General features: G+C 44.2%; 26 protein-coding genes. 4 read left to right on the top strand and 22 right to left on the bottom strand.

Translation table 11 applies throughout. The features are described 5' to 3' along the window. Window positions 1-5 precede the first annotated feature (5 nt). On the bottom strand, window positions 6-899 hold the full coding sequence (locus tag CWO13_RS09045) for a helix-turn-helix domain-containing protein (protein WP_048660132.1): 894 nt from the start codon (window positions 897-899) through the stop codon (window positions 6-8). A 50-nt stretch (window positions 900-949) separates the two neighbouring features. On the opposite strand from CWO13_RS09045, the gene CWO13_RS09050 reads away from it, so the two are divergent. Beyond that, the gene (locus CWO13_RS09050; RefSeq protein WP_102433476.1) at window positions 950-2,347 is read left to right on the top strand and encodes an MATE family efflux transporter; all 1,398 of its coding nucleotides are present in this window, start codon (window positions 950-952) and stop codon (window positions 2,345-2,347) included. Window positions 2,348-2,456: 109 nt separating this feature from the next. Here CWO13_RS09050 and CWO13_RS09055 read toward each other — a convergent pair whose 3' ends face one another. Both CWO13_RS09055 and CWO13_RS09060 read right to left on the bottom strand, forming a co-directional pair. After that, window positions 2,457-2,852, bottom strand: coding sequence for a nitrous oxide-stimulated promoter family protein (locus CWO13_RS09055; protein ID WP_017060975.1), 396 nt, complete (start codon window positions 2,850-2,852; stop codon window positions 2,457-2,459). Window positions 2,853-2,855: 3 nt separating this feature from the next. Beyond that, complete coding sequence (locus tag CWO13_RS09060) at window positions 2,856-3,371, bottom strand: GNAT family N-acetyltransferase (RefSeq protein ID WP_048660129.1); 516 nt, start codon at window positions 3,369-3,371, stop codon at window positions 2,856-2,858. A 97-nt stretch (window positions 3,372-3,468) separates the two neighbouring features. Here CWO13_RS09060 and CWO13_RS09065 point away from each other — a divergent pair, with 97 nt between their 5' ends. Next, entirely contained in the window at window positions 3,469-3,660 is a 192-nt protein-coding gene (locus tag CWO13_RS09065; protein ID WP_108082823.1) for a DUF2986 domain-containing protein, read from the top strand. 131 nt (window positions 3,661-3,791) lie between these two features. Here CWO13_RS09065 and CWO13_RS09070 read toward each other — a convergent pair whose 3' ends face one another. From CWO13_RS09070 to CWO13_RS09110, 9 genes are all read right to left on the bottom strand, one after another. Then, a complete protein-coding gene (locus CWO13_RS09070; RefSeq protein ID WP_102433474.1) occupies window positions 3,792-4,715 on the bottom strand; it encodes an ABC transporter substrate-binding protein in 924 nt (307 codons plus the stop codon). 2 nt (window positions 4,716-4,717) lie between these two features. Continuing rightward, window positions 4,718-5,593: a metal ABC transporter permease gene (locus CWO13_RS09075; RefSeq protein WP_108082824.1), complete on the bottom strand. Its 876-nt coding sequence runs from the start codon at window positions 5,591-5,593 to the stop codon at window positions 4,718-4,720. Further along, window positions 5,593-6,327, bottom strand: a complete 735-nt coding sequence (locus tag CWO13_RS09080; RefSeq protein WP_102433472.1) for a metal ABC transporter ATP-binding protein — start codon at window positions 6,325-6,327, stop codon at window positions 5,593-5,595. Before CWO13_RS09080 ends, CWO13_RS09075 begins: the two co-directional genes overlap by 1 nt. Further along, window positions 6,327-7,262 (bottom strand): metal ABC transporter solute-binding protein, Zn/Mn family, encoded by a 936-nt coding sequence (locus CWO13_RS09085; protein ID WP_102433471.1) that lies wholly within the window; start codon window positions 7,260-7,262, stop codon window positions 6,327-6,329. The genes CWO13_RS09080 and CWO13_RS09085 overlap by 1 nt, the downstream gene beginning before the upstream one ends. Window positions 7,263-7,278: 16 nt before the next feature. Beyond that, window positions 7,279-7,857, bottom strand: coding sequence for a DUF6162 family protein (locus tag CWO13_RS09090; RefSeq protein WP_102433470.1), 579 nt, complete (start codon window positions 7,855-7,857; stop codon window positions 7,279-7,281). Beyond that, on the bottom strand, window positions 7,854-8,189 hold the full coding sequence (locus tag CWO13_RS09095; RefSeq protein WP_108082825.1) for a hypothetical protein: 336 nt from the start codon (window positions 8,187-8,189) through the stop codon (window positions 7,854-7,856). The genes CWO13_RS09090 and CWO13_RS09095 overlap by 4 nt, the downstream gene beginning before the upstream one ends. Before the next feature lie 116 nt (window positions 8,190-8,305). Beyond that, window positions 8,306-9,142 (bottom strand): DUF4198 domain-containing protein, encoded by an 837-nt coding sequence (locus CWO13_RS09100; RefSeq protein ID WP_108082826.1) that lies wholly within the window; start codon window positions 9,140-9,142, stop codon window positions 8,306-8,308. 119 nt (window positions 9,143-9,261) lie between these two features. Further along, window positions 9,262-9,780, bottom strand: coding sequence for a DUF2271 domain-containing protein (locus CWO13_RS09105; RefSeq protein ID WP_108082827.1), 519 nt, complete (start codon window positions 9,778-9,780; stop codon window positions 9,262-9,264). Between the two features lie 71 nt (window positions 9,781-9,851). Beyond that, window positions 9,852-10,481: a PepSY-associated TM helix domain-containing protein gene (locus CWO13_RS09110; RefSeq protein WP_057622184.1), complete on the bottom strand. Its 630-nt coding sequence runs from the start codon at window positions 10,479-10,481 to the stop codon at window positions 9,852-9,854. A 344-nt stretch (window positions 10,482-10,825) separates the two neighbouring features. On the opposite strand from CWO13_RS09110, the gene CWO13_RS09115 reads away from it, so the two are divergent. Further along, window positions 10,826-11,146 (top strand): hypothetical protein, encoded by a 321-nt coding sequence (locus CWO13_RS09115; protein ID WP_057622183.1) that lies wholly within the window; start codon window positions 10,826-10,828, stop codon window positions 11,144-11,146. 119 nt (window positions 11,147-11,265) lie between these two features. Here CWO13_RS09115 and CWO13_RS09120 read toward each other — a convergent pair whose 3' ends face one another. From CWO13_RS09120 to CWO13_RS09150, 7 genes are all read right to left on the bottom strand, one after another. Continuing rightward, a complete protein-coding gene (locus CWO13_RS09120; RefSeq protein WP_108020575.1) occupies window positions 11,266-12,444 on the bottom strand; it encodes a tetratricopeptide repeat protein in 1,179 nt (392 codons plus the stop codon). Then, window positions 12,441-13,061, bottom strand: coding sequence for an energy transducer TonB (locus CWO13_RS09125; protein WP_108082828.1), 621 nt, complete (start codon window positions 13,059-13,061; stop codon window positions 12,441-12,443). The genes CWO13_RS09120 and CWO13_RS09125 overlap by 4 nt, the downstream gene beginning before the upstream one ends. A gap of 19 nt (window positions 13,062-13,080) precedes the next feature. Next, window positions 13,081-13,485: an ExbD/TolR family protein gene (locus CWO13_RS09130; RefSeq protein WP_004731145.1), complete on the bottom strand. Its 405-nt coding sequence runs from the start codon at window positions 13,483-13,485 to the stop codon at window positions 13,081-13,083. Further along, window positions 13,482-14,042 (bottom strand): MotA/TolQ/ExbB proton channel family protein, encoded by a 561-nt coding sequence (locus CWO13_RS09135; RefSeq protein WP_108082829.1) that lies wholly within the window; start codon window positions 14,040-14,042, stop codon window positions 13,482-13,484. The genes CWO13_RS09130 and CWO13_RS09135 overlap by 4 nt, the downstream gene beginning before the upstream one ends. Beyond that, window positions 14,042-15,418: a MotA/TolQ/ExbB proton channel family protein gene (locus CWO13_RS09140; protein WP_108082830.1), complete on the bottom strand. Its 1,377-nt coding sequence runs from the start codon at window positions 15,416-15,418 to the stop codon at window positions 14,042-14,044. The genes CWO13_RS09135 and CWO13_RS09140 overlap by 1 nt, the downstream gene beginning before the upstream one ends. Beyond that, window positions 15,418-16,185: a DUF3450 domain-containing protein gene (locus CWO13_RS09145; protein ID WP_102433463.1), complete on the bottom strand. Its 768-nt coding sequence runs from the start codon at window positions 16,183-16,185 to the stop codon at window positions 15,418-15,420. Before CWO13_RS09145 ends, CWO13_RS09140 begins: the two co-directional genes overlap by 1 nt. A 179-nt stretch (window positions 16,186-16,364) precedes the next feature. After that, window positions 16,365-18,482, bottom strand: a complete 2,118-nt coding sequence (locus CWO13_RS09150) for a TonB-dependent siderophore receptor (RefSeq protein WP_108082831.1) — start codon at window positions 18,480-18,482, stop codon at window positions 16,365-16,367. 555 nt (window positions 18,483-19,037) lie between these two features. On the opposite strand from CWO13_RS09150, the gene CWO13_RS09155 reads away from it, so the two are divergent. Next, window positions 19,038-20,342, top strand: coding sequence for a dicarboxylate/amino acid:cation symporter (locus CWO13_RS09155; protein ID WP_048660112.1), 1,305 nt, complete (start codon window positions 19,038-19,040; stop codon window positions 20,340-20,342). 185 nt (window positions 20,343-20,527) lie between these two features. Here the strand turns inward: CWO13_RS09155 and CWO13_RS09160 are convergent, their stop codons facing one another. From CWO13_RS09160 to CWO13_RS09170, 3 genes are all read right to left on the bottom strand, one after another. Continuing rightward, window positions 20,528-21,913, bottom strand: coding sequence for a sensor histidine kinase (locus CWO13_RS09160; protein ID WP_107899107.1), 1,386 nt, complete (start codon window positions 21,911-21,913; stop codon window positions 20,528-20,530). After that, entirely contained in the window at window positions 21,910-22,575 is a 666-nt protein-coding gene (locus CWO13_RS09165; protein ID WP_048660110.1) for a response regulator transcription factor, read from the bottom strand. Before CWO13_RS09165 ends, CWO13_RS09160 begins: the two co-directional genes overlap by 4 nt. A gap of 80 nt (window positions 22,576-22,655) precedes the next feature. Further along, window positions 22,656-23,129 carry a LabA-like NYN domain-containing protein gene (locus CWO13_RS09170; RefSeq protein WP_004731130.1) on the bottom strand — a complete coding sequence of 158 codons (474 nt, stop codon included), beginning with the start codon at window positions 23,127-23,129 and terminating at the stop codon, window positions 22,656-22,658. Window positions 23,130-23,140: the final 11 nt, after the last annotated feature.

The following is a 23,140-nucleotide window of genomic DNA, read 5'->3' on the forward strand; positions in this document are numbered from 1 at the left end:
CATGGCTAACCGGGCAGTCGATGACTCTTTCGATATTGACTAGGTGACAGACCGAAATGCTTTTTGAAACGATGTGAGAAGTTATATGGGTCTTTATAGCCTAGACGATTGGCTATCATCGACACCGACCAATCTTGCTGCTTCAACAAACTGGTGGCTTTATCCATTCTCAACTGAATCAATTTGCTGCGTGGTGATAGGTCGAATAGCGTCTTGGTGACTCGATTAAGTTGCTCTTCGCTGATAAACACCCTTTGTGCCATGCCAGCGACGGTCCATGGTTGGTGCAGACTGCTTTCAATCTCATTATAGAGTGCTTGAACACGTGCAGTAGTACTGGTCGACTTAGGCTCAAATCCCGTCAATGTTCGGATAATTTCACTCAAGAGTAACTTACGGTAACTGGCTCGACCGCCTATCTCAAAGTAAACCAAGTTCATTAATGACCAGATCTGCTCACACTCTCCGAACGGCACAATCCCCTGACCTAAACTTGCTATGTGCTGCCATTGCTGCGTATCGGGCGTCAGCATCCACGCCATTTTCCAATAATTATATTGAGGATCAAGTTCAAAACGAAATGGGGTTTCAGCAGGAAGAACCACCAGCGTATAAGGTGTAATCTCTTGTACCGATGTTGCGGTTGTTAGAATACCGCCACCTTCCATAGTGAAAATCAACGTATGAACATTAACGGATTCTCGCTCAACCCAATAACCATCATATAGCTTCGCCATACCTCCCATGTAGACACCAAAGCTTTTCATCTCTGGAATATCTTCAACGGTCAAAAAACGTTCTTTGCACTGTTCAGCGAGAAAAACATCATCGTGCCAAGTTGATTTTGGTCTCATTGAATCAATGACAGATTCGCACAGGTTTTGTTGTTTTTTAAACATGTTGTTACTTCGCTCAAATCACTATAGTTCTGCCATAAATCGGAGAGCTTATGACAACTAACATCAACCCTAACTCATCTATGAATAACAAGCCAGAGAGCATATTACCTCGTATCGTTAAACTTGGTTTACCTGTTGCTTTACAAAGTGCGCTTGTCGCTATTCTTGCCCTTGCTGACGTATTGATGGTCAGTGACTATGGTATGGAAGCAGCTGCGGCTGTGGGAATTGCATCAAAATGGCACTTCGTTGCTATTATGATTATGGCAGGGTTGGCCTCAGCAAACGGAACATTAGTCGCTCAATACTGGGGAAAGAATGACCGAAAAAGCGCACGAACGGTATCATCTATCGCGATGGTGTTTGGCTTAAAAGTTCTGTTGCCTGTGACTGCAATCATCACTCTTGGTTCTCAGTTTTTAATGATGTTGCAAACCAGCGATCAAACCGTGATTGAACTTGGCGCGACTTACCTATGGTATGGCTTCCCCGTTCTACTGCTGACTCACATTGTAGTCGTGGTAGAAGCAAGCATGCGCTCATCAGGTGACACCGTAACCCCACTACTATTGGGCGCGGTGACCATTGCACTCAACATTGCGCTTAACTTCGTTCTAATCAAAGGTGCCTTTGGTATTCCCGCTATGGGCGTAGCAGGTGCAGCACTGGCGACGACACTCGCTCGCGCAATTCAAGTTGGCTTGATGTATGGCTACATGCGCATGCGTAACCACTGGTTGTTAACCACGCCTAGCTCACCACATCGTCCGTCATTATGGTTGTCTTACCGTCGTATTGCTTTGCCACTAACGATGAATGCCGTGTTATGGGCAATGGGTACTATGGCATACCAAATGATCTTCGGTCACATGGGCACAACTGAACTTGCTGTGTTCTCTATGCTCGCGCCGTTTGAATCACTGTGTTACTCGATTTTCTTTGGTATTTCGGTAGCGTGTTCAGTACTGCTTGGTCATTCATTAGGCCGTGATGAGTTTGATGACGCAATGAGTATGGGGTTGACCTTCATTAAAGCCGTCGTTGGATTTGGCGCGGTTGTAGGATTGCTACTGTTTATGGGCAAAGAGCATGTTCTAACATGGCTGAACCTTTCTACAGATGCACTCTACCCACTCGCTTCACCTGCAATGACCATTATGTGTTTTGCTGTGGTGATTCGTATGCTCAACATGGTGATCATCAACGGTATTATTCGCGCTGGTGGCGATAACGCGTTCTGCCTACGTATGGATTTCATCGCGATGTGGATGGTGGGTATTCCAGTGTGTGTTTACTGCGCATTTATCGCTGGATGGGACTTCAAATACATCTATGGTCTGATGTTAGTAGAAGAAGTAGTGAAACTGGCTATCTGTTCACACCGTTACTTGAGCCGACGCTGGATCAACAACCTAACGGTTACTTATGAAGAACCACAAGCGGCGTAAGTTACAGTTACCTGGCTATATTCAAGCTTAGATAAATCGTATCTACATCAAAAAAGGTCTGAGAAATCAGACCTTTTTCGTTTCTTTAGAAATTACTTTCAAGCGCCACTTACTTCTTGTTCATTCGGATATGACGATTAGATACGTTCGGCAGCGGCTTTTCAGGCACTTTCCGCTTCTCATGAATCAGATGTCGAATCGCTAAAATAGGATGCTTAAGTAGCATTCTTGGCCCGGCATAGCGCATCACTAAACGCATTTGCTCTTTCGGATCAGGTTTATAGCAATGAATCGGACACTTATTACAGGTCGGTTTTGCTTCGCCATAAGGACATCTATCCAGTCGTGTTTCGGCATAACGCAGCAGTTGCTCACACTCCTCACATAACGCATTATTCTGACGAACTTCACCGTGGTGATCTTTGCAATAGATGTGCACCATCGCAATAACGGTTTTGTACTCCGTTGCGAGCTCGCCTTGTAGAATATTGTTATGTTGGAACATGTTTTAATTACCTAATGAGAAACCGTACAGGTTGAGATTAACACTTTCGCTTATCACATCTTCAACTCGCTCAAACACAAAGCCTAATTTAGTCAGTAGTGCGATACTTCGAATGTTATCAGAGGTTGTGATGGCAACTAAATGATCGATATCAGCGTTCTGCTTAGCTTGTTCAATTATCGCCTCCGCTGCTTCTTGGGCAAAGCCTTGACCATAAAACTCAGGAACAAACCCGTAGCCAATATCATGCGACTCTAAGGTGTCTCTTTTTATTAGTCCGCAGATACCAATTGGTGTTGAACAATCCTTGATTTCAACCATCAACAAACAGACTCCCTTCTCTTCGTGCATCTTAAGAATGTTGTTTTCGATGTATTCGACAGCCTTGTCAGTGTCGCTGATTTCCTTATCACCAATGTAACGCAGGAAATCTTCTGAGCTGTATAATCGCTGAATAAACGCCGCATCTTGAGGCGTGATCATTCTTAATCGTAAACGTTCGGTCTCGACGGCCTGCATAGTGATATTTTCCTTGCTGAATACCATGTAAATATTGAGTTCTAGAGCTAAAATGATTATCCTCCACCGCCTAAACTAAATACAAGGCTATGCAGCAATGAACCGTAAGAAAAAAATCAATCAAATTCTAAAAAAGAAGCAGAAACAGGCGAATTCTAAACTGCATAGTAGCAACAAGCCTCGCTACATTTCTAAAGCTGACCGCGCAAAAATGGAAGCTGAAGAACAAGCTAAAGCGGCTCAAGAGCACGCTGAAGGTTCAGTAGAAGCGGCTGTCGAAGCTGAATAGACAAAAGCTGCAGAGTAAGTTAAAACTCGCAGTCCTCTTGTCCAAATCTCCGTACTGAGTCAATGGATAAGAACAAAAAAGCAGCCTTTATTTGGGCTGCTTTTTTGATCCTACCATTTTAATCGCGCTGATTAGCCTTTGAAAGGCTGTACTTCCCAACGGGTAAACGGTGATTTTTTGTTGATTCCTGCTCTACCCCAACGATCAACAGAATCCACCACTAAGATACGCTCATTCGGTACCAATGATTTAATCAAGTTAGTTGGCTTTTTCGCTGTGACTAACCATAGAGCATCGTCTTCCGAAAACATCTCTTTAAGCTTGGCTTTGTCTTCGTCTGTCCATTCCAGTTCAGCTTTGAACATACGCTCTTCAACAAACAGTTGGCTGCCAGAGACAAAATCTTCCAAGCTTTCTGAAAGCAGCAATACTGAATCTACGTCATTATCTAGTAATACCGATTGCTGCGTGTTGATCAGTTCACGAACATCCAACATCACACGCTGTAAGTTGCTATCAATCGTTTCAGCTTGCGCAGGCCACAACAACTTAAAGTCGTCAGCCACAATTGCAGCCATACGCGTTAAGTTGGTCGGATTTAACCACGCGTATTTAGACACATCACCATTCGACAATGTAAGCGCTGCAACACCTTGTGCACGCGGTGTGATCGCTTGAGCCGCATCCACCTCAACCAAACGGATATTGCCTTGTCTTGCGTATACAAAGGTAGGATCCGCTTGCCAGATGGATGACAGTGTTACCGCAACGGTCGCCTTTTCGCCAGATTGAAGCACTTTACTCGCACCCTTGGTACCAAACCAGTTCGGCAGACGATCAATGCCGTAGCGTTTTGGTGGTAGGTATTCGGTCGTAATGTCGGTGCCTTTGGTTAGCTCTGTCGCTAACGCGTAAGTCACAGGCGTACTGGTGAGGATATCCTTTGCATTAGCGCTGATAGACACCATTGAGCCAGCCAACAATAGGCTGCTGACTGCACTCACTTGAGCCGTTGCTTTTAGTGAACTTGAAATACGATTCATTAAAGAAGTCATGATTATGCCTTTCTTACAATTCGGTATAGCGTTGCCGCTAGGAAAAATGTTGCAGAAACGATGATGATTGAAGCACCAGATGGCACTGGCAGTTTAAGTTCCATCGGTAATACTGTTCCGACCAAACACGCGGTGGTTGCGAGTAATGCTGAAAGCAGTACAAAGCTCCCCATGCGTTTAGTCAGCAATCGAGCGGTCGCACCTGGAATCAGCAACAACGCACCCACTAAAACCGCGCCCACGATCTTCACGGCCGCAATTGTCACTAAGGTGATCATCATGACAAACAAGTAATCGTAAAAGCTGGTATTGTAACCGCGCACCTTGGCAATATCAGGGCTGATACAAGTAAGGAGAATACGGTTGAATGTCGGTATCAAGAGCAAAATGATGATCGCGCAACTGCTTGCAAGAATCGCTAAGTCTTGGTCTGTTACGGTAAGAATCGAGCCAAACAGTACGTTTTCAAGCATGTGGATGTTGATCTTACGAGCAACGTACATCAGCAATGCCGCGCCGACCGCTAGTGCTAGCGCTAGAAACACACCTACTAAGGTATCGTATGGTACGTTAGTTCTATTTCTTACAAAGTGAAGAAGCAACGCGAAGATCATGCAGAAACTAAACAGACCAATAATTGGGTTTTCTGGTGGTTCGCCAAGTAAAACACCAATAGCGATACCGGTTAATGCTGCGTGGCCTACTGCCTCAGAGAAGAAAGCCAGACGCTTGGCAATCACCAAAGTACCAAGACCACCTAACAGAGGGCCAAGCAATAACGCTGCAACCAAAGCATTCACCATAAAGGCATACATGAAGCTGTCTGATAACCAACCCGCTTCAACACCACTAATGGCAAGTTGTCGTAACCAATCCATTACGCAACCTCCTGAGATTTAGTCATGGCAGAGCCACTGCTGTAGTGCTGGAATAGGCTCTCGATTTTACTTGGGTGTAAGACTTCTTCGTGTGGGCCACTATCAACCAAGAATCGATTCACAACATGTACGTTCGCTTCGAGTCGACGAACTGCGGTGACATCGTGGTGTACCGCAAGAATCGTACGACCTTCATTAACACACTCACGAATCAGCGATTCAAGATAACGAACGCCCTGCTCGTCCATGCCCGTCGTTGGTTCGTCTAATACCAGTAAGCTCGGGTTATCCAATAACGCTTGAGCAAACAGCACGCGTTGCTGCTCACCACCCGACAACTGTCCCATACGGCGGTCGCTACGTGTCGCCATACCAACGCGATCTAATTGTGCGAGTGCAAGATCCAATTGCTTAGATTTTCGACGCCAAAACAACGGGATTCGCGTTTGATTAAGCAGTACGAAGTCCATGACCGTCAAAGGTAAACTCGACTCAAAAGTCGCTTTTTGCGGAACGTAACCAATACTCGGCTTATCTGGCCAGTGGATATTGATTTGACCAGAGAAAGGCGTAAGACCAAGCACAGAGCGGAGTAATGAAGTTTTACCACCGCCGTTTGGCCCCATGATCACATGACACTCACCCGCTTTAAGCTCGAGCGAGATATCATCAAGAATTACGTTGTTATCGTATTGCAGACCGAGTTTATTAATTGAGATTGATGGACCTAACATTATGCGTTCCCGCTTTTAGCTTGGTTCGCCGCCGCAAATTTCATGGCTTCGATTAACGTTTCTAGGTTCTTCTTCATCTCAACTTCGACTTTGTCGTCTTCATATTCGCCGTGGGTCATGTGAGAGAAACGATAAAGCTGAACGCCAGTTTCCGCTTCAATCGTGTCAACAAAACGGTTTGGCATGTTTAACTCGTAGAACAGAACATCAATACCCGATGCGCGGATCTTCTCGATCGTCTCTTGAAGTTGGCTAGCACTTGGCTCAACACCGTGTGCTGGCTCGATTACCGCAGCGACATCAACACCAAACTCTTGAAGGATGTAGCCATAAGCGTTGTGCGTAGTCGCAACCTTCATGCCTGATGTATCTAACTCACCTAATGACAACATCGCATCGCGCTTCATAAAGCGAAATTGCTTTGCGTATTTACGTGCATTCTTACGATAAAAAGCCGCGTTGTCAGGGTCGAGCTTAGATACCTCACTCGCAATGGTGTAAACCTTTTGAATTGTTGTCGAAAGTCCAACAAACGTATGCGGATTCACCGCGCCTTGACCCACAGATTGGCCTAATGCTGGAAGTAAAGGCACTTCTTTGTTCGCTTCGATCACCAGCAAGTCATCACGTTGCGCGGCTGAGATTACTTTTAGTGCGAAGTCATCATGGCCAATACCGTTTACCACGATAGCGTCCATCTGGCTCAAACGTTTCAAGTCGTTCGGTTGTGGCAAGTAATTATGCGGATTAAAGCCGGCATCAACCAAAGGAAGGATGTTCACTTTGTCACCCACCACGGCTTTTACATAGCTGTAGTAAGGCTGAAGGGTTATGCCAATCGTCAGCTTATCGCTGTCGACCTTGTATTCTTTTGCCAATGCATTGGGTGTCATTAACACCGCCAATAACGACATCAATAGAGTCATAATTCGCATAGTAATTCTCTTATTATTAGTGAGCATCGCTTTCATGATGCTGTTCAATTTCTGATTCGTTCACGACCATTTTCCAACCCGTAGACTCAAGCGTGTGTTGGTCAAAAGTAGTTGGCTGTGTAGCTACACCACCAAAGAAAATCCAGATTTCAGGAGAGACACTGTTGGCGTTCAAAATAAAGGAGTCAGCGAAGCCATGATCACTTTGTGCAGCATATTCACTTGGCGTAGAAAAGTAATAACCACGCTCGTCCAATAACCAAGTATGAGAACCTTTGCGCTTCCAACTCTGGTCTTCAACAAATGGCGCGACCCATTCATCTTTAAGTGACGTAACACTTGGCCATTCACCGTCTGAGTCCATACGCAGGTCACGAATCTCTTCATGCGCTAAACGCAGCTCTGATAACATCGCCAAGTTTTCTTGCTCGACATCGGTCACTAAGATTTGATGATCAAGTACCGCTTTGATATGCGATTCTGCTTGATGAAATGGGATAGCAACCGTGGCAAAGCTCAGGATGAACACAATGAACAGCCCTACCCATTTGCCTTCTCTGCCGCCCGTGTCAGCACGTACACCTTGAATCATCATTTCTCGCTGATCTCAACAACGTCCACTTCAACAGGAAACTCGTGGCCTGAATCAAACACAAGGTAAAACTCAGTCTCAGGGTTTGGAAACTCAACGATAGAGCGTTTATCCGTCATCTCTTTTGCAATCAAGTTGTCTTCGTAGTCGTACATCTCAACCGCGTAATCAATAGCTTTACTGCCGTCTGAATAACCCGCTTCACAAGCAACGGTTTTGCCTTCAAACCAGCAGCTCATCAGTGGAAAATGTGCTTGCGCAGGTAATGCAGCGAAACCAAGTCCCAGTACTAAGCAAGGAGTCATTAAAGCGTTAAGTTTTGTTTTTATTGTCATGGTTTGTACCCTAGCCACAGTGCAAATTCTCAGAAGTAAACTGAGCGATAAAGGGCTCAAATGAGCCCTTAAGTTTTTTGGTTGCTTAATCAGGGATCGAGCCCCGACATCACAGATTATTGAAGCAGAGCTTCGAACGTTAGGTGAACGTTCGCACTTGCTTTGTCTGCCAGTGGGTCGTCAATCAACTCACCTTTGTAGTTCGCTTTCATTACGTAACGACCTGCTACGTCTGGAGTAAACGTGATTTCACCGTTCTCATCACTCACCACATCAATCTGCTCTTGGTGGTTGCGGTACAGCGTCCCATCACGAGTGATCTCCGCTTTCACGTCTTTCTGGATTTCACCGTTGTAGTAGAACTGGAATGTTACAGGTTCGCCTTCAACGATGTCTGAAGGGTGAGTCACTGGCTTCATTTCAAGAAGCTTGCCTTCAATTTTGAACACTGAATCCGTTGGCTTACCTACCGTGATGTAGCTTTCTGCGCGAGTGAAACTGATTTGTGTTACCACGTCACGTGATTTTTCAGGAAGAACAGAGTCACGCTCAGCTTTGTTTGCTTTAATCCACTTCACCGTGTCACGGCGACCCGCTTTGTATTCCGTGTAGTGAGACGGCTGGTTGTTGATCGCCACTTTGTGTGTGCCTTCTTCTTCAAAATAGAAGTCGAAGATTGAACGACGCTTGCCACGAATAACAAAGTTAGGACGCTCGCTGCGACCATCAGGCATGATGACATGCGCATTTTCGCTGCCAGCAGGCTTATCAAAAACAAACGTACCGTGAGACGCAGTAACGTCGAACGTTAGCCAATCACCACCTTCTTTAGATACAGTGAAGTGAGATGGCAAAATCCAACGTGGGTGAGCTTGTGCCGTTGTCGTTGCTGCTAGGCCGAATGCCATCACACCCGCTAGAGCAAGTGCTTTGATTTTTGTCTGTTTCATCATGTTCAATTCCATTATTTATAATTGTTAGCCGTGTCGCTCTATCTGAGCCTACGATGACCACTGTCTATTCTGTTCAGCTTGGTTTTAGTTCGTACTTACTAGTTACTGAACTACACCTACTAATTTGCGATGTAGTTCAGGGCGATTACACCCGTCTCTTGCGTTGCTTTTAATTCATAAGACGCGTTTGAATCTGTGAGTGATACTTTTTGGCGAAGGTAGTTACGGCCACCGTGTTCACGAACCACTTCAATATGAACCGTGTACTCGCCTTGTTCTAACGTTTCACCGCTGTCGCTCTTGCCATCCCAAACGAAACGGTACTGACCAGCAGGACGGGTTGCAGACGTTACAGCATCAACCAGTTCACGATCGTAACGGCCAACCTTTCTCCACCAGCTACGCAGATCCTTAAGCCATTCGTCTTTACCGACCCAAAGCTCGATGGTTTTCACGGACTTTCGTTCGCTGTTCTCTACCCATACCGCCACATAAGGACGCGCATACATAGAGGTATCGATTTTTGGCAGCTCAAAGCTGACATCAAGTTTTGCCGTATCAGGGATCGCTTGTGCCATAACTAGGCTTGGCAAAAGAGATAAAGCAAGAAGCGCCTTGCTCCTGTTCATTTTTTTCATGTTTAACAACCTTTTAAATCCGTTTAACCTTAAGTTCGTTTTTCAATCCGATTCATCAATCGAATCAAGCGTTAAGGCACGGCGACAAAATAGATAACAAGTGAGATTGCAGACCCAAACACCGTCCATTTGATCGAAGTATTAAGCGTCTTTTTTTTAGGTAACAGTAAGCACACGCCAGTCAACACAAAGAAGATCATCAGTAGCGCAGTGATATCGATAAACCATTTCCATACTTCACCGCTGTTACGACCTTTATGTAGATCGTTCAACAATGCGATAACGCCGTAATTCGTGGTTTCGACTTCTACAAATTCAGACGTAACGTCAACAAACACGGAAGCGTTGTAGCCTGGTCCTTTGAAGTCCATAGACACTTCACCGATGAGCAACTCACCGCCTTCAATCTCTGCGTAGATGTCCAAACCTGAAGGAACACCAGACAGATTGGCTTCTTCAAACAGAAACGTTTCAAAGGCTGTCTCGTCGGCTTTTAATCGCCCGTCTTGGATCGTGAACAAACTCGTAGGAAGCTCTAAAGTAGAGCGTTGAATATTGGGTTGGCTTGATTCAAATAACTCAGGTCTGTTCAAGGTGATACCTGTCACTGAGAAGAAAAGAACAACGAACAGAAGTGCCATTGAAATATAAACATGAAGTCGACGAGCCCATGATTGAACCGCCCTACTTTTTAACGACATACAAACCAATACCTATACATTTTATGGCGACAATTTAGTTGATAATCATTCGTATTGGCATTCAATTTACATTGTTTACGTTTGCCGAGTGGCGTAAGGAAATTTACATAACATTACATGGGAAGTAATCGAACTGTATGCATATTCTTGCTAACGTGTACTTAAGGGGTTTGATTCGTTCTATTTGCAGTTATCGATTAATAGAGTCAAAGCCCAAAAAACCTCAATCTCAACATGCTTGATTGAGGTTGGTTTAAGATAACAGTTGTGGCTTTAAGGATAGAAAGTTGGGACTATTTGATCACTGGTTTGATGATAGCTAATTAAGCTTAAAAGGATTTGAAATGCGTATTATTGTTTTGGCTTTTGCTGCGCTAGTAACGGCGTGTACCAGCCAAATAGCCAGCACGGAAGAACATATTCAACAATACATCGGTTCAGACATAACCGATGTACAAGAACGTTATCTCACCGAACGGTCACGCCCTATCAGTTTTTGGGCATCTCGAAACTATGCTTGGATTGAAACCAAGAAGCCGTTAGACAATGGTTATACAGTGCATGCCTTTAAAAACCCTTATCGTGACTGCACCATTAATTGGGTTGTCGACACTAGCGGTGTGATTCAAAGTGCAACGCCTAGTGGGACAATGTGCGATCCTTAGTCAAACCAAACTGTAAAACTAGGTAAGCTCTAACTGAAAAATCAAAAAGGGTGTCACTTGAACCATCAAATGACACCCTTTTCTATTTGTTACTTTCTCTTCTGTTATGTTAACAGTAATTAGACATTGCCGTTATCACTCACTGTTCTTAACTGAGTCAGATATTTAATCCAACCTTTTGCTTCAGAAGAAGGTTCAATGTTGTTCGCACGTTTCGCTTGAGCGAGAGCATTATCAAGATTCTTTAGCTTGTACCATGAACGTACTTTCGCTAAAGCGACATCGGCTTGCTTGTTCTTGTCTTTCACTTTATCTAAAACAACCAGAGCTCGGTCGTAGTAACCTTGCTGAACCAATAGCTGAGCCACATTCCAATGATACTGAGTGTCTTTTTTAGACGCTAACGTCCACACTTCAATCGCATTGTCCCATTCTTTCGCTAGCTGCCAGTAGGTTGCTTGTTCAGCCAGAAGTTGAACATCGTTGTTCGCATCATCTAACTTAGCGATCTCTTGTGCTGCTCTCTCTGGAATGCCTCGTTTAGCATAAAGCTGAGCCAGTAATCTACGGTCTGAGTTTTTCAACTCAACACCTTGTAGATCAGCCAACGCTAGCGTGTTCAATGCATCACGATTACGTTCTAATCTTAGCTGAATACCAACAAGTTGACGCCACCAGTTATCTTTCTCTGGTTGAAGTTCAATGAGGCTTTCCAGTGTCGGAATAGACTGTTTCCACTGCTTTAACTGTAGCTGAGCACCCAATTTTAGCGACAGAGGAGACAACTCTGGTTTTGTATTGAACTTGTCGCGATTACCAATGGCCACCAGTACTTTTGACCAGTTTTCAATTTGATATTCAGCTTGTGCAATTCGCATCCAAAGTGTGTCTTTCTTTTCCTTTTCTAGCGCAGTTTTTACTAACTCGTAATAGTGCGGAAGCGCTTTTTTAAACTGCTGATCGTTTAGTAATAGATCAGCAAGCATGCGTTTCGTTACCCAAGCCTGTTCATCCACCAGTAAATTACTGTCGACCGCATAAGTAAGCTGCTTAATTGCCGTGTCGGTTTTACCATCTTGCCAGTAAAACACACCAAGCATGCGAGCTACGTACGCTTTGTCGTAGCCTTTCGAAAGCTCCAATCCTGCAAGTACGTCAATCGCCTGTTTAACCTGTTCATCTTGAGCAAGCTTATGCGCCTTTTGAACACGAATAGCAGTATATTGAGTTAGCTCTTTTGCTTGTGTTGTAAGGGGCATTAACAACAAGCCCACTAATATCCATATCTGTTTCATCATTTTGCCAACTTGAATTCAAAGGTAAATGTTTGTCCAAATTGAGGGGTCGCTTTACCATCAACAACCTTCGGCTGATACTTGTATTTTTTCATAGCACGTATCGCTTCACGCTCGAACATACGACGCGGGTTTGCGTCAGTGACTTGAATATCCGTCGGTCGGCCTGTTTCATCGATAGTAAAACTCAATGTAACAAAGCCTTCAGCGCCGCGCTTCAGCGCTTTCGGCGGATAACGAGGTTCTACTCGATACAGAGGCATTGCCTGTTGGTTTGACCCAAAATCAGAAAATGTCGGTGCGTTAATCGCTAGGCCGTCAATCGATGTATTCAAATCCAATGACGGCAGTGAAGACATCGAATTCAGAGGCGTGACTTCAGCTTGTGACTGAGACGTTTGCGCTTCCGGTGGCGGCTCTGGCATTTCTGGTTTCTCAGGGACGGCACGTTGTCTTCTTTGAACTTCTTGTTCTTGTTCAACCATCACCATGTTGAAACTTAACGTCTCGCTATCATCTGGTGAACGTTGGTGGCCATTATCGACCATCCAAGCCATGAAAGAAAATAGAGCTAGGCCCAATGCACCCGCCAGCGGTAAAGCAAGAAATAGGCGAATCATTTATGAAGATCCTCCAAGATCATCGCTTTTCAGCAGCAAGCGCAATGTTTTTAACACCCGCACCTTTAGCCGCGTCCATCACTTTAACAACCGTACCGTTGTAAGCGTGTTCATCCGCTTGAATAACCAAAGAAGCATCAGGTTGTTCTAGCAACAAGTGTTCTAACGTTGCTTGGACACGTTCAACATCTACGACACGTTTGTCGATAAAGATGTCGTTAGCAGAAGTAATCGCAACAAAGATGCCCGCATCCTTTTGGCTTACTACGTTAGAAGCTTGTGGGCGATTGACTTCAACCCCTGATTCACGAACAAATGAACTGGTCACAATAAAGAAAATAAGCATGATAAATACAATATCAAGCATCGAAGTAAGGTCTATTTGAGCCTCTTCGTTTTTTGAATGACGTCGACCGAGTCTCATCGTTGACTCCTTAAAGATTTTTCTAATTTCAATTCTAAGCGGTTACACACTTTCGCTAAACGAGCATGAACAAACATGCCCGCTAATGCAGCAACCATACCCGCCATGGTTGGCAGTGTTGCCAACGAGATACCTGAAGCCATCAATTTAGGGTCACTGCTTCCTTGAGTCGCCATGACATCAAAAACAGAGATCATACCGGTGACTGTACCTAACAAGCCCAACATCGGACAAATAGCGACTAACAGCTTAATAAAGTTCAAGTTTTGGTTAAGTAAGATACTCGCTTGCCCTAACCAACCTTCGCGAATGGCTTTGGCATGCCAAGAAGAGTGATCTTCTCTTTCATGCCATTTCGCTACCCAAGCTTGGCGTTGCTTAGGAAAGTAGAACGCAAGATAAAGCACACGTTCTACCACAAGCACCCAATACACTAGGACGACAGCCGCTAGCCACCACAGAACGAAACCGCCCTGCTCCATAAAGCTTGATAAAGACAGCAGCCAGTCACTCGTTAACCAACTCGCTGGTAATAGAGAACCCGACAAAATATCCATTACGCAGCAGTCCCAACTGGTGAAACGACAGCTTTTGACTCAACCGTTTTTTCTGCCTGCTCAGCTACAAGACCAATACCTTGTTTCTCAAGAATATTGCGAATGTTTTCAGCCTGAGTGCTAAGAATGTTGTGTGCCAGTAGAAGAGGCATTGCCGCAACCAGACCAAGTACCGTAGTTACAAGCGCCATCGAAATACCGCCCGCCATTACTTTAGGGTCGCCATTACCAAACTGTGTGATCACTTGGAATGTTTCGATCATGCCGGTTACAGTACCTAGAAGACCTAACATTGGAGCAAGTGCCGCCAATAGCTTAAGCATAGATAGGCCTTTCTCTAGGTGAGTCTGCTCATCCACTACCGCTTCTAAAAGTCGCAGCTCTAACGCTTCAACCGTTTGGTTTTGTTCTTTGTTGTACACTGCAAGAACACGGCCTAGTGGGTTATCACCTGCTTGTTCAGGGTTCTTAAGTTGTGCGCGAATTTTCTGACGAGCGATAGCTAATGAAACACCACGAACCAATGCGATGATTAAGCCGATTGCAAGTAAGCCAAGAATCACTTTACCAACAACACCACCCGCTTCAAGGCGATCAGTTAAGCTTGGCGTTAGCGCTAGTTGCTCTAGCATGAACCCACGAGAAGGATCGACAACCACGTTAGACACGTCGCCATTTGCTAATGTAGAAAGCGATGCCAATGTTGGACCATTCGATGGCTGTTTCAGATACGCAATCGCATCTTCACGCTGAGTGTTCCAGCTAACATAACCTTGATCCGTCACAAGACCAATCGAACCTAAACGATACGCATCAACAGTTTGTGTATTACCTTCACCATTAATGAATGCAATTTGAGACTTGCTAAGCTCAGAGCTCGCTTGAATCTGCTCAACCATGCTCATCCACAAGCCAGAAAGTTGTGGCATTGATGGCAGGGATTTAGCATCGATAATTTGGTCAACGGTCGCTGTGTGCTCAGCGCGATCAACGCTGTTTACTGTTGAGCTAAGCTCTGCGCCTAGTTCTTTTGCGTTTTGACGAACGACACCGAACAACTCGCCTAAGCTACCGGTTTCTAAACGCAGCTTCTCTTCTAAGCGAGCAAGCTTGTTTTCGTTATCACTGAATGTTTGAGTCAGAACATCTGTCGCGCCTTGAATCGAGGTACGTTTCGCTTCAAGCTGTGCTTTAATCGCTTTCAGCTCTTGTTCAGTCTTTTTAAAATCGGCTTCACGAACCACATTGTGAGAAGCTTGAGTACGATTTTCTGACTTCGCTTTGTTAACCAACTGAGCCTTTGAATCAGAAGCAGAGAAAGCAGAAAAGGAAATAGACGTGATGCAAAGCAATACTGCTAATGGCTTTAAGTTCATTACTTAACCTCCGCAACAGTTAGAGAAACAGGTAAAGTAATTAGGCTTGGTGCAGCTTGTTGGCTAGCAATGTCGTAAGCTTTATCTAACTCAGATTTCATCGAAGAATCTAGCTCTTGCCATTGGTTTTGTATTTGATTCCAAGACCAGTATTGGCTGCCGTTTAGATTACGAGCAACTAATGAGATACGACCTAAATGCAATACATCAGCCTCAATCGTTCTGTCGCTGTTCAATGCTACTCGACCTTGATAAGCACCTAGCTTGATTCCGTAGTCCATCTCGATTTGGTAAGCTTCTAGGATACGACGATACTTTTCTGCATCACTCACGTCAGCACGAGTCATCATTGCTTGCAGCTTTTCAACTCTTTCTAAACGCTGTTCTTTCTTGATTGGCACATCGTTATCAACTAACTGTTGAAGACCATCAATCATCTGATACATCAGAGGCACAACACCTTGACGTGTGTATTTGATTTCGTCGATCTGCCCTTCAAGGCTCTGAGCTTCTCGATTCTGGCTTTCAACCAATGCAGCAAGGTGATCGTGATAGATTTCTAGGTTTTTAACTTCTTCTTGCAGACGCTCAATCTCAGCTTGCAGCATTAAAGTCGCTTGTGAGCTTTTATCAATAATCTTTTGGCTCGAAGCCGACGCGTTATTGGTCTTGTTTTGAATTGATTGAGCTTGATCCAAGCTGTTTGCCATCGAAGACGTTGCAACCAAACTGATGGCAAGCGCTAGGCTAGTTTTTAAAAGATTCATAATTGTAGTCATTTACTATAAGAAGAAGGTCAAATGAATTTTATTGATAAGCAGTCTCATTATCATTAAAAGTCACTCGCATTACTAGGGATATTTTTATTAAATAGCGGAATCACGAAAGGGGAAAGTCGAAACCTTCCCCTTAATATTTAAGCTATTAATAGTACCCTACTAACAAATTAGTATTTTACCTGTAAAGTCGCCATGTAGTTACGGCCTTCGCCGACAACAACGTTGCTCGTGCTGCCGCCTTCAAGGTGGTCAGTATCAAACAAGTTTTCTACGTTGAAGCGTGCAACGAAATCTAGGTTTTCATCATACTTCATTGTATGTGACACACCCATGTCTACACGAGTGTAAGCATCTTTTTTGAATGTGTTAGCGCTTTCTGTGTAACGCTCACCTACATGATAAATACCCAGGTTTACATCAGTACCGTTGTTGAATGCATAAGTAGACCAAATGCTAGCCGTAAACTCAGGAACGTCAGCTGGAGTTTTGCCTTCAAGTGCAGGGTCATTTTGGTATTCAGCATCCAAGAACATAGTTGATGCACTCAAAGAGAATGCTTCAGTCATGTAGCCGGTAGCCGACAGTTCTACACCAGTATGAACTTGCTCACCAACTTGGCTTGTGCGTGTCTCTTTGCCGTTATTGCTTGCTGGATCTAGGTCTTCAGTCACTTGCATGTTCGATTGAGTGATCTGGAACAATGCTCCTGATACAAACAGACGCTCATCAAACAGTTCCCATTTAGAACCTAGCTCGTAAAGTGTGCCCTTCTTAGCGTCTTGAGACTGACCAAAGTTCACGTCATCTTTATCTGTGATTTCGCCAACAGGTTCGAAACTTTCAGAGTAAACCGCGTAAATAGAACCATTAGACGCTGGTGAATAAATCACACCAAGCTTAGGAAGAATGTTGTTGTAGCTCTCTTCTTGATTAGAGCTGCTCGTCGTTTTGTCGTAAGCGAAACGCACGCCACCAAGTACTTGCCACTGTTCAGTCAGCGTTACTAAGTCTTGAACATAAAGACCGTAGTGTTGGCTTTCAGAGTGAGACACTTCATTGTCGTTCTTGTAGTTAACGTTAGAAGGCATATCAAAACCGTTACCACATGCAGCAGCTGCTTCTGCTTCTGTTGCGTTAACACATGTGTAGCCAGAATCGTATAAACGCTCGTAATCGTAATGAAGACCATTCACACCAACAAGTAGGCGGTGGTTTACACCTAGTGCATCGAAATCACCAGTAAAATCTACATAAGCCGTATCAAACGTCCATTCATCGTGACGGTCTGATACCTTGTAGCCGTAACCGCCGCTCTTATCGCTATATACCGTGTTGTTTGATTCTGTACGTTGACGTTCATAGAACTGACGGCTGATGCCTGTCTTCACAGACCAAGCGTCGTTCAAGTTAGCGGTTACAGATGCACCGTAGTTTGCAACGTCGTTGTCCGTTTGAGCAAAGCGTTGGTCATTAACCGTGTTAGGGTCGATAACTTTACCAGTAGAAGTATCGATTTTAGAACCGTTGTCTAAATCGCCCTCTTCAATAGTGCGGTCGTAATGAACAGACAACATGATGTCTTCGTTGATATCGTAATCAACAAATAGACCACCAACAAAACGGTCAGTCTCTACATCTGTGCCATCAAAACGTGTGCGGTAAGAGTCTTGGTTTTCTTGTGAAACAATCAAACGAGCACGTAAAGTTTGGTCATCATTTAATGAACCGCTAACATCAGCGGTAGTACGCGTGTAGCTATCAGAACCGATATCTTGGCTTACGTTAACTTGAGTTTCATATGTTGGCTTCTTAGAAACCATGTTCACAAGACCGCCAGGAGCAGACTTACCGTAAAGTAGACCAGCTGGGCCTTTCAATACTTCAACTCGCTCCAGAAGCTCTACCGGTTGGCGGTAATGAGACCAGTGTTGAACGCCATCACGCAGGTAACCAGAGCTACTCTCCAAATTAAAACCACGAAGCGTGAAACGCTCACGGTTAGTTGATTTAGAACCCGCACCAACAGATGCGTCGTTCTTAAGAACTTCACCTAACGTGCTAGCACGCTGTTCATCGATGATTTGCTCATCGATTACTGAAACTTGTCCCGGAGTCTCTAATTGAGTTGCCTCCATACGCATCGCTGTTGTGTTCGTGTCGGCTTTGTAACCGTAGTCGCGACCTTCAACAACCATATGCTCGTCTGTTTTTACTGTTTCTGCCAATACTGCTGGTGAAGCTAATACTGCGCCGATCACTAAAGCCAATGGGCTCTTTGAAAACATGTCCTTTACTCCGCTTTATTCTTTTATTCGAGCACTTTTTATTTATTCGATGTACTCGTTGAACCGTTTCCGGTACCACTAATCATTTCGGGAGTGAATATAAGTGATAACTATTACCATTTGCATTAAATTTACATTCTTTGCATTCGTAAAGCTTTGTAAAGGACTACCGACCAGCCGTTTCTTAAAATTCATTAAAGCCAATTCAATACAGGTAGTTAACCTGTATTTACGTCAAAAACTGGCTATCAGAGTCAAATATTTTGAAATAACGATATTGGTTCGGTCAATTTAAGAAGAGACAATCGATAAGAAAATTGTCTTGTCTTATTTACTACCTTTGAAATGACGGTTTTATGTATAAAACCCTCGACAAATGTAAATGAATAGTGAATTATTTTGTTTTTATTTGTTTAATTTACACAATTATCAGTGATTGTGATCACATCTATAATTTCAAACTCATTTTTTGTTTTTCGATTTGAACAACCGACTGCTAATCTCCTGCTCACTTTGAAAAGGTATCAAAGTTATAAATAATAAGGAGTGTTCTAAATGAATACCAAGAAACCTATGTCTCTGACTGGTCGAGTAATCCTCGGTATGGTCGTAGGTATATTAACGGGATTTGCCATTCAATCCCTTTTTGCAGACAGCGGATTTGTTAACAACTACATCGTTAACGGACTCTTTGAAGTAGGCGGACAAATCTTTGTCGCCAGTTTAAAAATGCTTGTTGTGCCACTAGTCTTCGTTTCACTAGTATGCGGTACAAGTTCTCTTAAAGACTTATCAACTCTTGGCCGTATGGGGGGCAAAACGCTTGCACTTTATATCGGTACTACAGCCGTTGCTATCACTCTAGCACTTACTATCGGTAACCTGTTCCAACCTGGAGCTGGTGCGGATCTTACTGCTGCGAGCTCTTTCAAATCAGCGGATGCTCCTTCTTTAGGCCAAGTAATCATCGACATGTTCCCAACCAACCCTATTCAGGCGATGGCTGAGGGCAAAACGTTACAAGTTATCGTATTTGCAGTGTTGTTTGGTATCGCAATCAGTGCAGCCGGAAAACCAGGTGAACGTATCGCTGCCGTTTTCTCTGATTTAAACGAAGTGATCATGAAGCTAGTTGCGCTACTAATGAACCTTGCTCCTTACGGCGTGTTCTTCTTGATGGCGAAACTGTTCTCTGGCCTTGGCTTGGGCGCGATTTGGAACCTAGCAGAATACTTCTTAGTACTTGCGGGTACCCTGCTGTTGCACGGTCTGGTGACTTACAGCGCAATGCTTAAAGGATTCACTGGCCTTAGCCCGATTACGTTCCTACGTAAGATGGAAGATGCAATCATGTTTGCATTCTCAACAGCATCTTCAAACGCAACAATTCCAGTAACAATGGAAACAGCTAAGAACCGCATGGGCGTAGACAACAAAGTCGCTTCTTTCACAGTTCCACTAGGTGCAACTGTGAACATGGACGGCACTGCAATCATGCAAGGTGTTGCGACTGCGTTTATCGCGCAAGCGTACAACATCGACCTATCTATGGGTGATTACCTAATGGTTATCCTAACGGCGACACTGGCGTCTGTTGGTACTGCAGGTGTTCCTGGTGTTGGTCTTGTTATGCTAGCGATGGTATTGAACCAAGTTGGTCTACCGCTTGAAGGTATCGCTCTAATCATGGGTGTTGACCGCCTTCTTGATATGATTCGTACCGCTGTAAACATCACAGGTGATAGTGCCGTATCTATCATCGTTGCTAAGTCTGAAGGCGCTCTAGACGAGTCTCGCTTCAACGACCCAGCAGCAGGTGAGAAAGAAGAAGAAGTTAAGCTAGCTCGCCAACAGGCATAGTCTCGCTTATCTGATGCTCTTGTCTTCAAGCTCAGGCGTAATTAATGGCTACGCCTAGCTCATTCAAAGCACATAAAGAAAAGCGCCACTGCAGATGCAGTGGCGCTTTTTTATTGGGTATCGCTTAAGTCTGTACAATTGAGTTGGGACAATTATCTATTTAGCCTTCTTCTCAATAGAGAAAGCTAATCACCGATTGGGAACATAAGGTTCACTCTAAGCCCCCCACCGTCTCTATTCTCAGCAGTAACGTGCCCATTCATCACACCCATCGCTTCTTTAACAATCGCAAGACCTAACCCGTAGCCACCAGACTGTTTATCGCGCGCTGATTCAATTCGTGTAAACGGGTCGAATATACCCGCAATCTTGTTATCAGCAATACCCTCACCATCATCTTCTACAGATATGACACTGTAACGTTTATCTATGACCTGTTCGTATGTCGTCACGATAACATGAGCGTTCTCACCCGCGTATTTAATTGCATTGCCGACCAAGTTACCGATCACTCGAAGAAGTAGTCTCTCATCAACACTCACCATTGATGTCGGTGTCTCTAAGTCACCAATCAAAGTTTGATTCGGCTTTAAATCGTTTTGCATCTGCGCGATCAACATCGAGCAATAGTGCTCTAGGTGCATTAAGCTTAATTTAGAGTCATAGCGAGAGGTTTCTAAGCGGCTAAATTCAAGTATCTCACCCACCAGCTTGTTCATCTCTTCTGTTTCGCTTTCCATTCGTTCTAGCAAACCAATGCTTTTATCATCAACCTTGCTTCGTAGCAGGTGTAGTGCGAGGTTTTGCCTTGCTAATGGCGTTCTTAACTCGTGTGACACATCACGAATCAAACGACGTTGTTTTTCAGCTAGAGATTTAATCTCAAAGGTCATATGATCAAAATCGTGTGCAAGCTCGTTGAATTCTCGCGTGGTGGAATTTAACTCCGATACCACACTGACAGTGAAATCGCCTTGAGCAAGTCTGCGACTCGCTTCTCTCAATCTATCCAACGGTTGCTGCAGGCTTTTCGCCATGATAATCGAGAACAGAGACAATACAACCAAGGCAATCAAAGCTTTAAGCATATAGGAGTATGGAGCAAAGGATTTTGCGGGGTGAAACTGGTGAGGAAGTTGAATAACAAGCGTACTGCCATTATCCAGTGGCAAGCCAAAAATTGGCTTGCTCACACGGTCACTCAGTTGATGGTCTAAGGTACGCAGAAACTTCAATTTAAATTCGAAGTGCGGATGCATGTGTCGATGTGTAATTGGGCGGTTATTCTCGTCAATAACGAACAAATAATAACGTTGAGCATTACCCCAGTCAGCTAGCTCGTCCATGTCCCCTTCTTCGATCAAAACATTCGCTTGATGAGCAAGATCCAACATTTCTGCTTTAACGGACTCAGGGACCTTTAGCAGAGCCTTCATCAACGCTCTTTCAGCGACACCTTGCAGGATCAAAATGCTCACTAGAATCACTGTCAGGTAACTAAACAATTGAAAGGTTAATCCATCTTTTCGCTTAGCGATGAAATCCGGGCAACGTATTAGATGGGCACTCATGCGCCGACCGACTCTAGGTAACTGTAGCCTTTACCACGAACGGTTTTAATGTGCTGTTTCGACAGGCCCGCCTGCACCAATTTTCGACGTATATTACTGATATGCATATCTAAATTACGATCGAAAGGACACAGCTCTTTCTTAAGTACATGAACTTGAAGGTCAGACTTGGAAACCACGATACCGTCATTTTTAACAAGATAATCAAGCAAGTCTTTTTCAGTACCGGTTAATGGCAAACGAGAGAGTTGTTCACACAAACCGTGATTAGAGGAAGCTAAAGATTGTCTCTGACGCTCAAAACCCACTCGGCGCAAGATCACCTTAATTCGGGTTAAGAGTTCAGGAACATTGAAAGGTTTAGCGATGTACTGATCGGCTCCAGCTTGATAACCATCGAGCATTGAGGCATCGTCGTTAAGCGCGGTTAGCATAAGAATGGGAGTAGCAAAACGCTGACAAATACGCCTTGCCACTTGAATACCACTTAGGTTTGGAAGCATTACATCGAGTAAAACTAAATCGACAGGGTTCGATTGAATAAACTCAAGCGCGGACTCACCGCAATGAACGGTATCAACGTGATACCCCTCATTTTCTAACACTTCACCTAGCAACTCACACAACTGAATATCATCATCAACAACTAAAACGCGAGACATTACACATACCGATAAATAAGAACTGTTTGCATTCTAATTATCGTTATTATTGATTTCAATTATAAAGTGCCTGATTTCCTCTATAGAAGAAAATCTTTTTCGATCGGTACAAATTTTGACGCAGAATCGATAAGATTTTGAGCGGTTAACCCCGGTACACCATACACTTCAACAGGTTTGCCAAAACGCTCTTTGATTCGCTCTACAAGGATTTCGAAATCGCCATCGCCAGAGACTAAAACAATCGTATCGACTGTCTCAGCAAGCTCTATCGCGTCTAGTGCTATACCTACATCCCAGTCACCTTTTGCACTACCATCTCGACGCTGAATAAACGGTTTTAGCTTCACATTAAAGCCAACACCACGCAGGATGTGATGAAATTGGCGCTGCTTAGGGTCTTGGCTTGAGATTGCGTAAGCATTAGCTGCAACAACGTTACGCCCTTCCGTGGCAACATACCAAAACTGGTTATAGTCGAAGTTAGAACGGTATTTGTCGCGCGTCGTGTAGTAAACGTTCTGAACGTCGACCAAAATTGCTATGTTTTCCATAAATTCATACC

It is taken from the genome of Vibrio sp. ZF 223, assembly GCF_003050585.1.
Classification (GTDB): Bacteria; Pseudomonadota; Gammaproteobacteria; order Enterobacterales; family Vibrionaceae; genus Vibrio; species Vibrio crassostreae.

Coding starts and splice junctions, on each gene's coding strand:
- CWO13_RS09045 (WP_048660132.1), bottom strand. CDS start 899: ATGTTTAAAAAACAACAAAACCTGTGCGAATCTGTCATTGATTCAATG.
- CWO13_RS09050 (WP_102433476.1), top strand. CDS start 950: ATGACAACTAACATCAACCCTAACTCATCTATGAATAACAAGCCAGAG.
- CWO13_RS09055 (WP_017060975.1), bottom strand. CDS start 2,852: ATGTTCCAACATAACAATATTCTACAAGGCGAGCTCGCAACGGAGTAC.
- CWO13_RS09060 (WP_048660129.1), bottom strand. CDS start 3,371: ATGCAGGCCGTCGAGACCGAACGTTTACGATTAAGAATGATCACGCCT.
- CWO13_RS09065 (WP_108082823.1), top strand. CDS start 3,469: ATGAACCGTAAGAAAAAAATCAATCAAATTCTAAAAAAGAAGCAGAAA.
- CWO13_RS09070 (WP_102433474.1), bottom strand. CDS start 4,715: ATGACTTCTTTAATGAATCGTATTTCAAGTTCACTAAAAGCAACGGCT.
- CWO13_RS09075 (WP_108082824.1), bottom strand. CDS start 5,593: ATGGATTGGTTACGACAACTTGCCATTAGTGGTGTTGAAGCGGGTTGG.
- CWO13_RS09080 (WP_102433472.1), bottom strand. CDS start 6,327: ATGTTAGGTCCATCAATCTCAATTAATAAACTCGGTCTGCAATACGAT.
- CWO13_RS09085 (WP_102433471.1), bottom strand. CDS start 7,262: ATGCGAATTATGACTCTATTGATGTCGTTATTGGCGGTGTTAATGACA.
- CWO13_RS09090 (WP_102433470.1), bottom strand. CDS start 7,857: ATGATGATTCAAGGTGTACGTGCTGACACGGGCGGCAGAGAAGGCAAA.
- CWO13_RS09095 (WP_108082825.1), bottom strand. CDS start 8,189: ATGACAATAAAAACAAAACTTAACGCTTTAATGACTCCTTGCTTAGTA.
- CWO13_RS09100 (WP_108082826.1), bottom strand. CDS start 9,142: ATGATGAAACAGACAAAAATCAAAGCACTTGCTCTAGCGGGTGTGATG.
- CWO13_RS09105 (WP_108082827.1), bottom strand. CDS start 9,780: ATGAAAAAAATGAACAGGAGCAAGGCGCTTCTTGCTTTATCTCTTTTG.
- CWO13_RS09110 (WP_057622184.1), bottom strand. CDS start 10,481: ATGTCGTTAAAAAGTAGGGCGGTTCAATCATGGGCTCGTCGACTTCAT.
- CWO13_RS09115 (WP_057622183.1), top strand. CDS start 10,826: ATGCGTATTATTGTTTTGGCTTTTGCTGCGCTAGTAACGGCGTGTACC.
- CWO13_RS09120 (WP_108020575.1), bottom strand. CDS start 12,444: ATGATGAAACAGATATGGATATTAGTGGGCTTGTTGTTAATGCCCCTT.
- CWO13_RS09125 (WP_108082828.1), bottom strand. CDS start 13,061: ATGATTCGCCTATTTCTTGCTTTACCGCTGGCGGGTGCATTGGGCCTA.
- CWO13_RS09130 (WP_004731145.1), bottom strand. CDS start 13,485: ATGAGACTCGGTCGACGTCATTCAAAAAACGAAGAGGCTCAAATAGAC.
- CWO13_RS09135 (WP_108082829.1), bottom strand. CDS start 14,042: ATGGATATTTTGTCGGGTTCTCTATTACCAGCGAGTTGGTTAACGAGT.
- CWO13_RS09140 (WP_108082830.1), bottom strand. CDS start 15,418: ATGAACTTAAAGCCATTAGCAGTATTGCTTTGCATCACGTCTATTTCC.
- CWO13_RS09145 (WP_102433463.1), bottom strand. CDS start 16,185: ATGAATCTTTTAAAAACTAGCCTAGCGCTTGCCATCAGTTTGGTTGCA.
- CWO13_RS09150 (WP_108082831.1), bottom strand. CDS start 18,482: ATGTTTTCAAAGAGCCCATTGGCTTTAGTGATCGGCGCAGTATTAGCT.
- CWO13_RS09155 (WP_048660112.1), top strand. CDS start 19,038: ATGAATACCAAGAAACCTATGTCTCTGACTGGTCGAGTAATCCTCGGT.
- CWO13_RS09160 (WP_107899107.1), bottom strand. CDS start 21,913: ATGAGTGCCCATCTAATACGTTGCCCGGATTTCATCGCTAAGCGAAAA.
- CWO13_RS09165 (WP_048660110.1), bottom strand. CDS start 22,575: ATGTCTCGCGTTTTAGTTGTTGATGATGATATTCAGTTGTGTGAGTTG.
- CWO13_RS09170 (WP_004731130.1), bottom strand. CDS start 23,129: ATGGAAAACATAGCAATTTTGGTCGACGTTCAGAACGTTTACTACACG.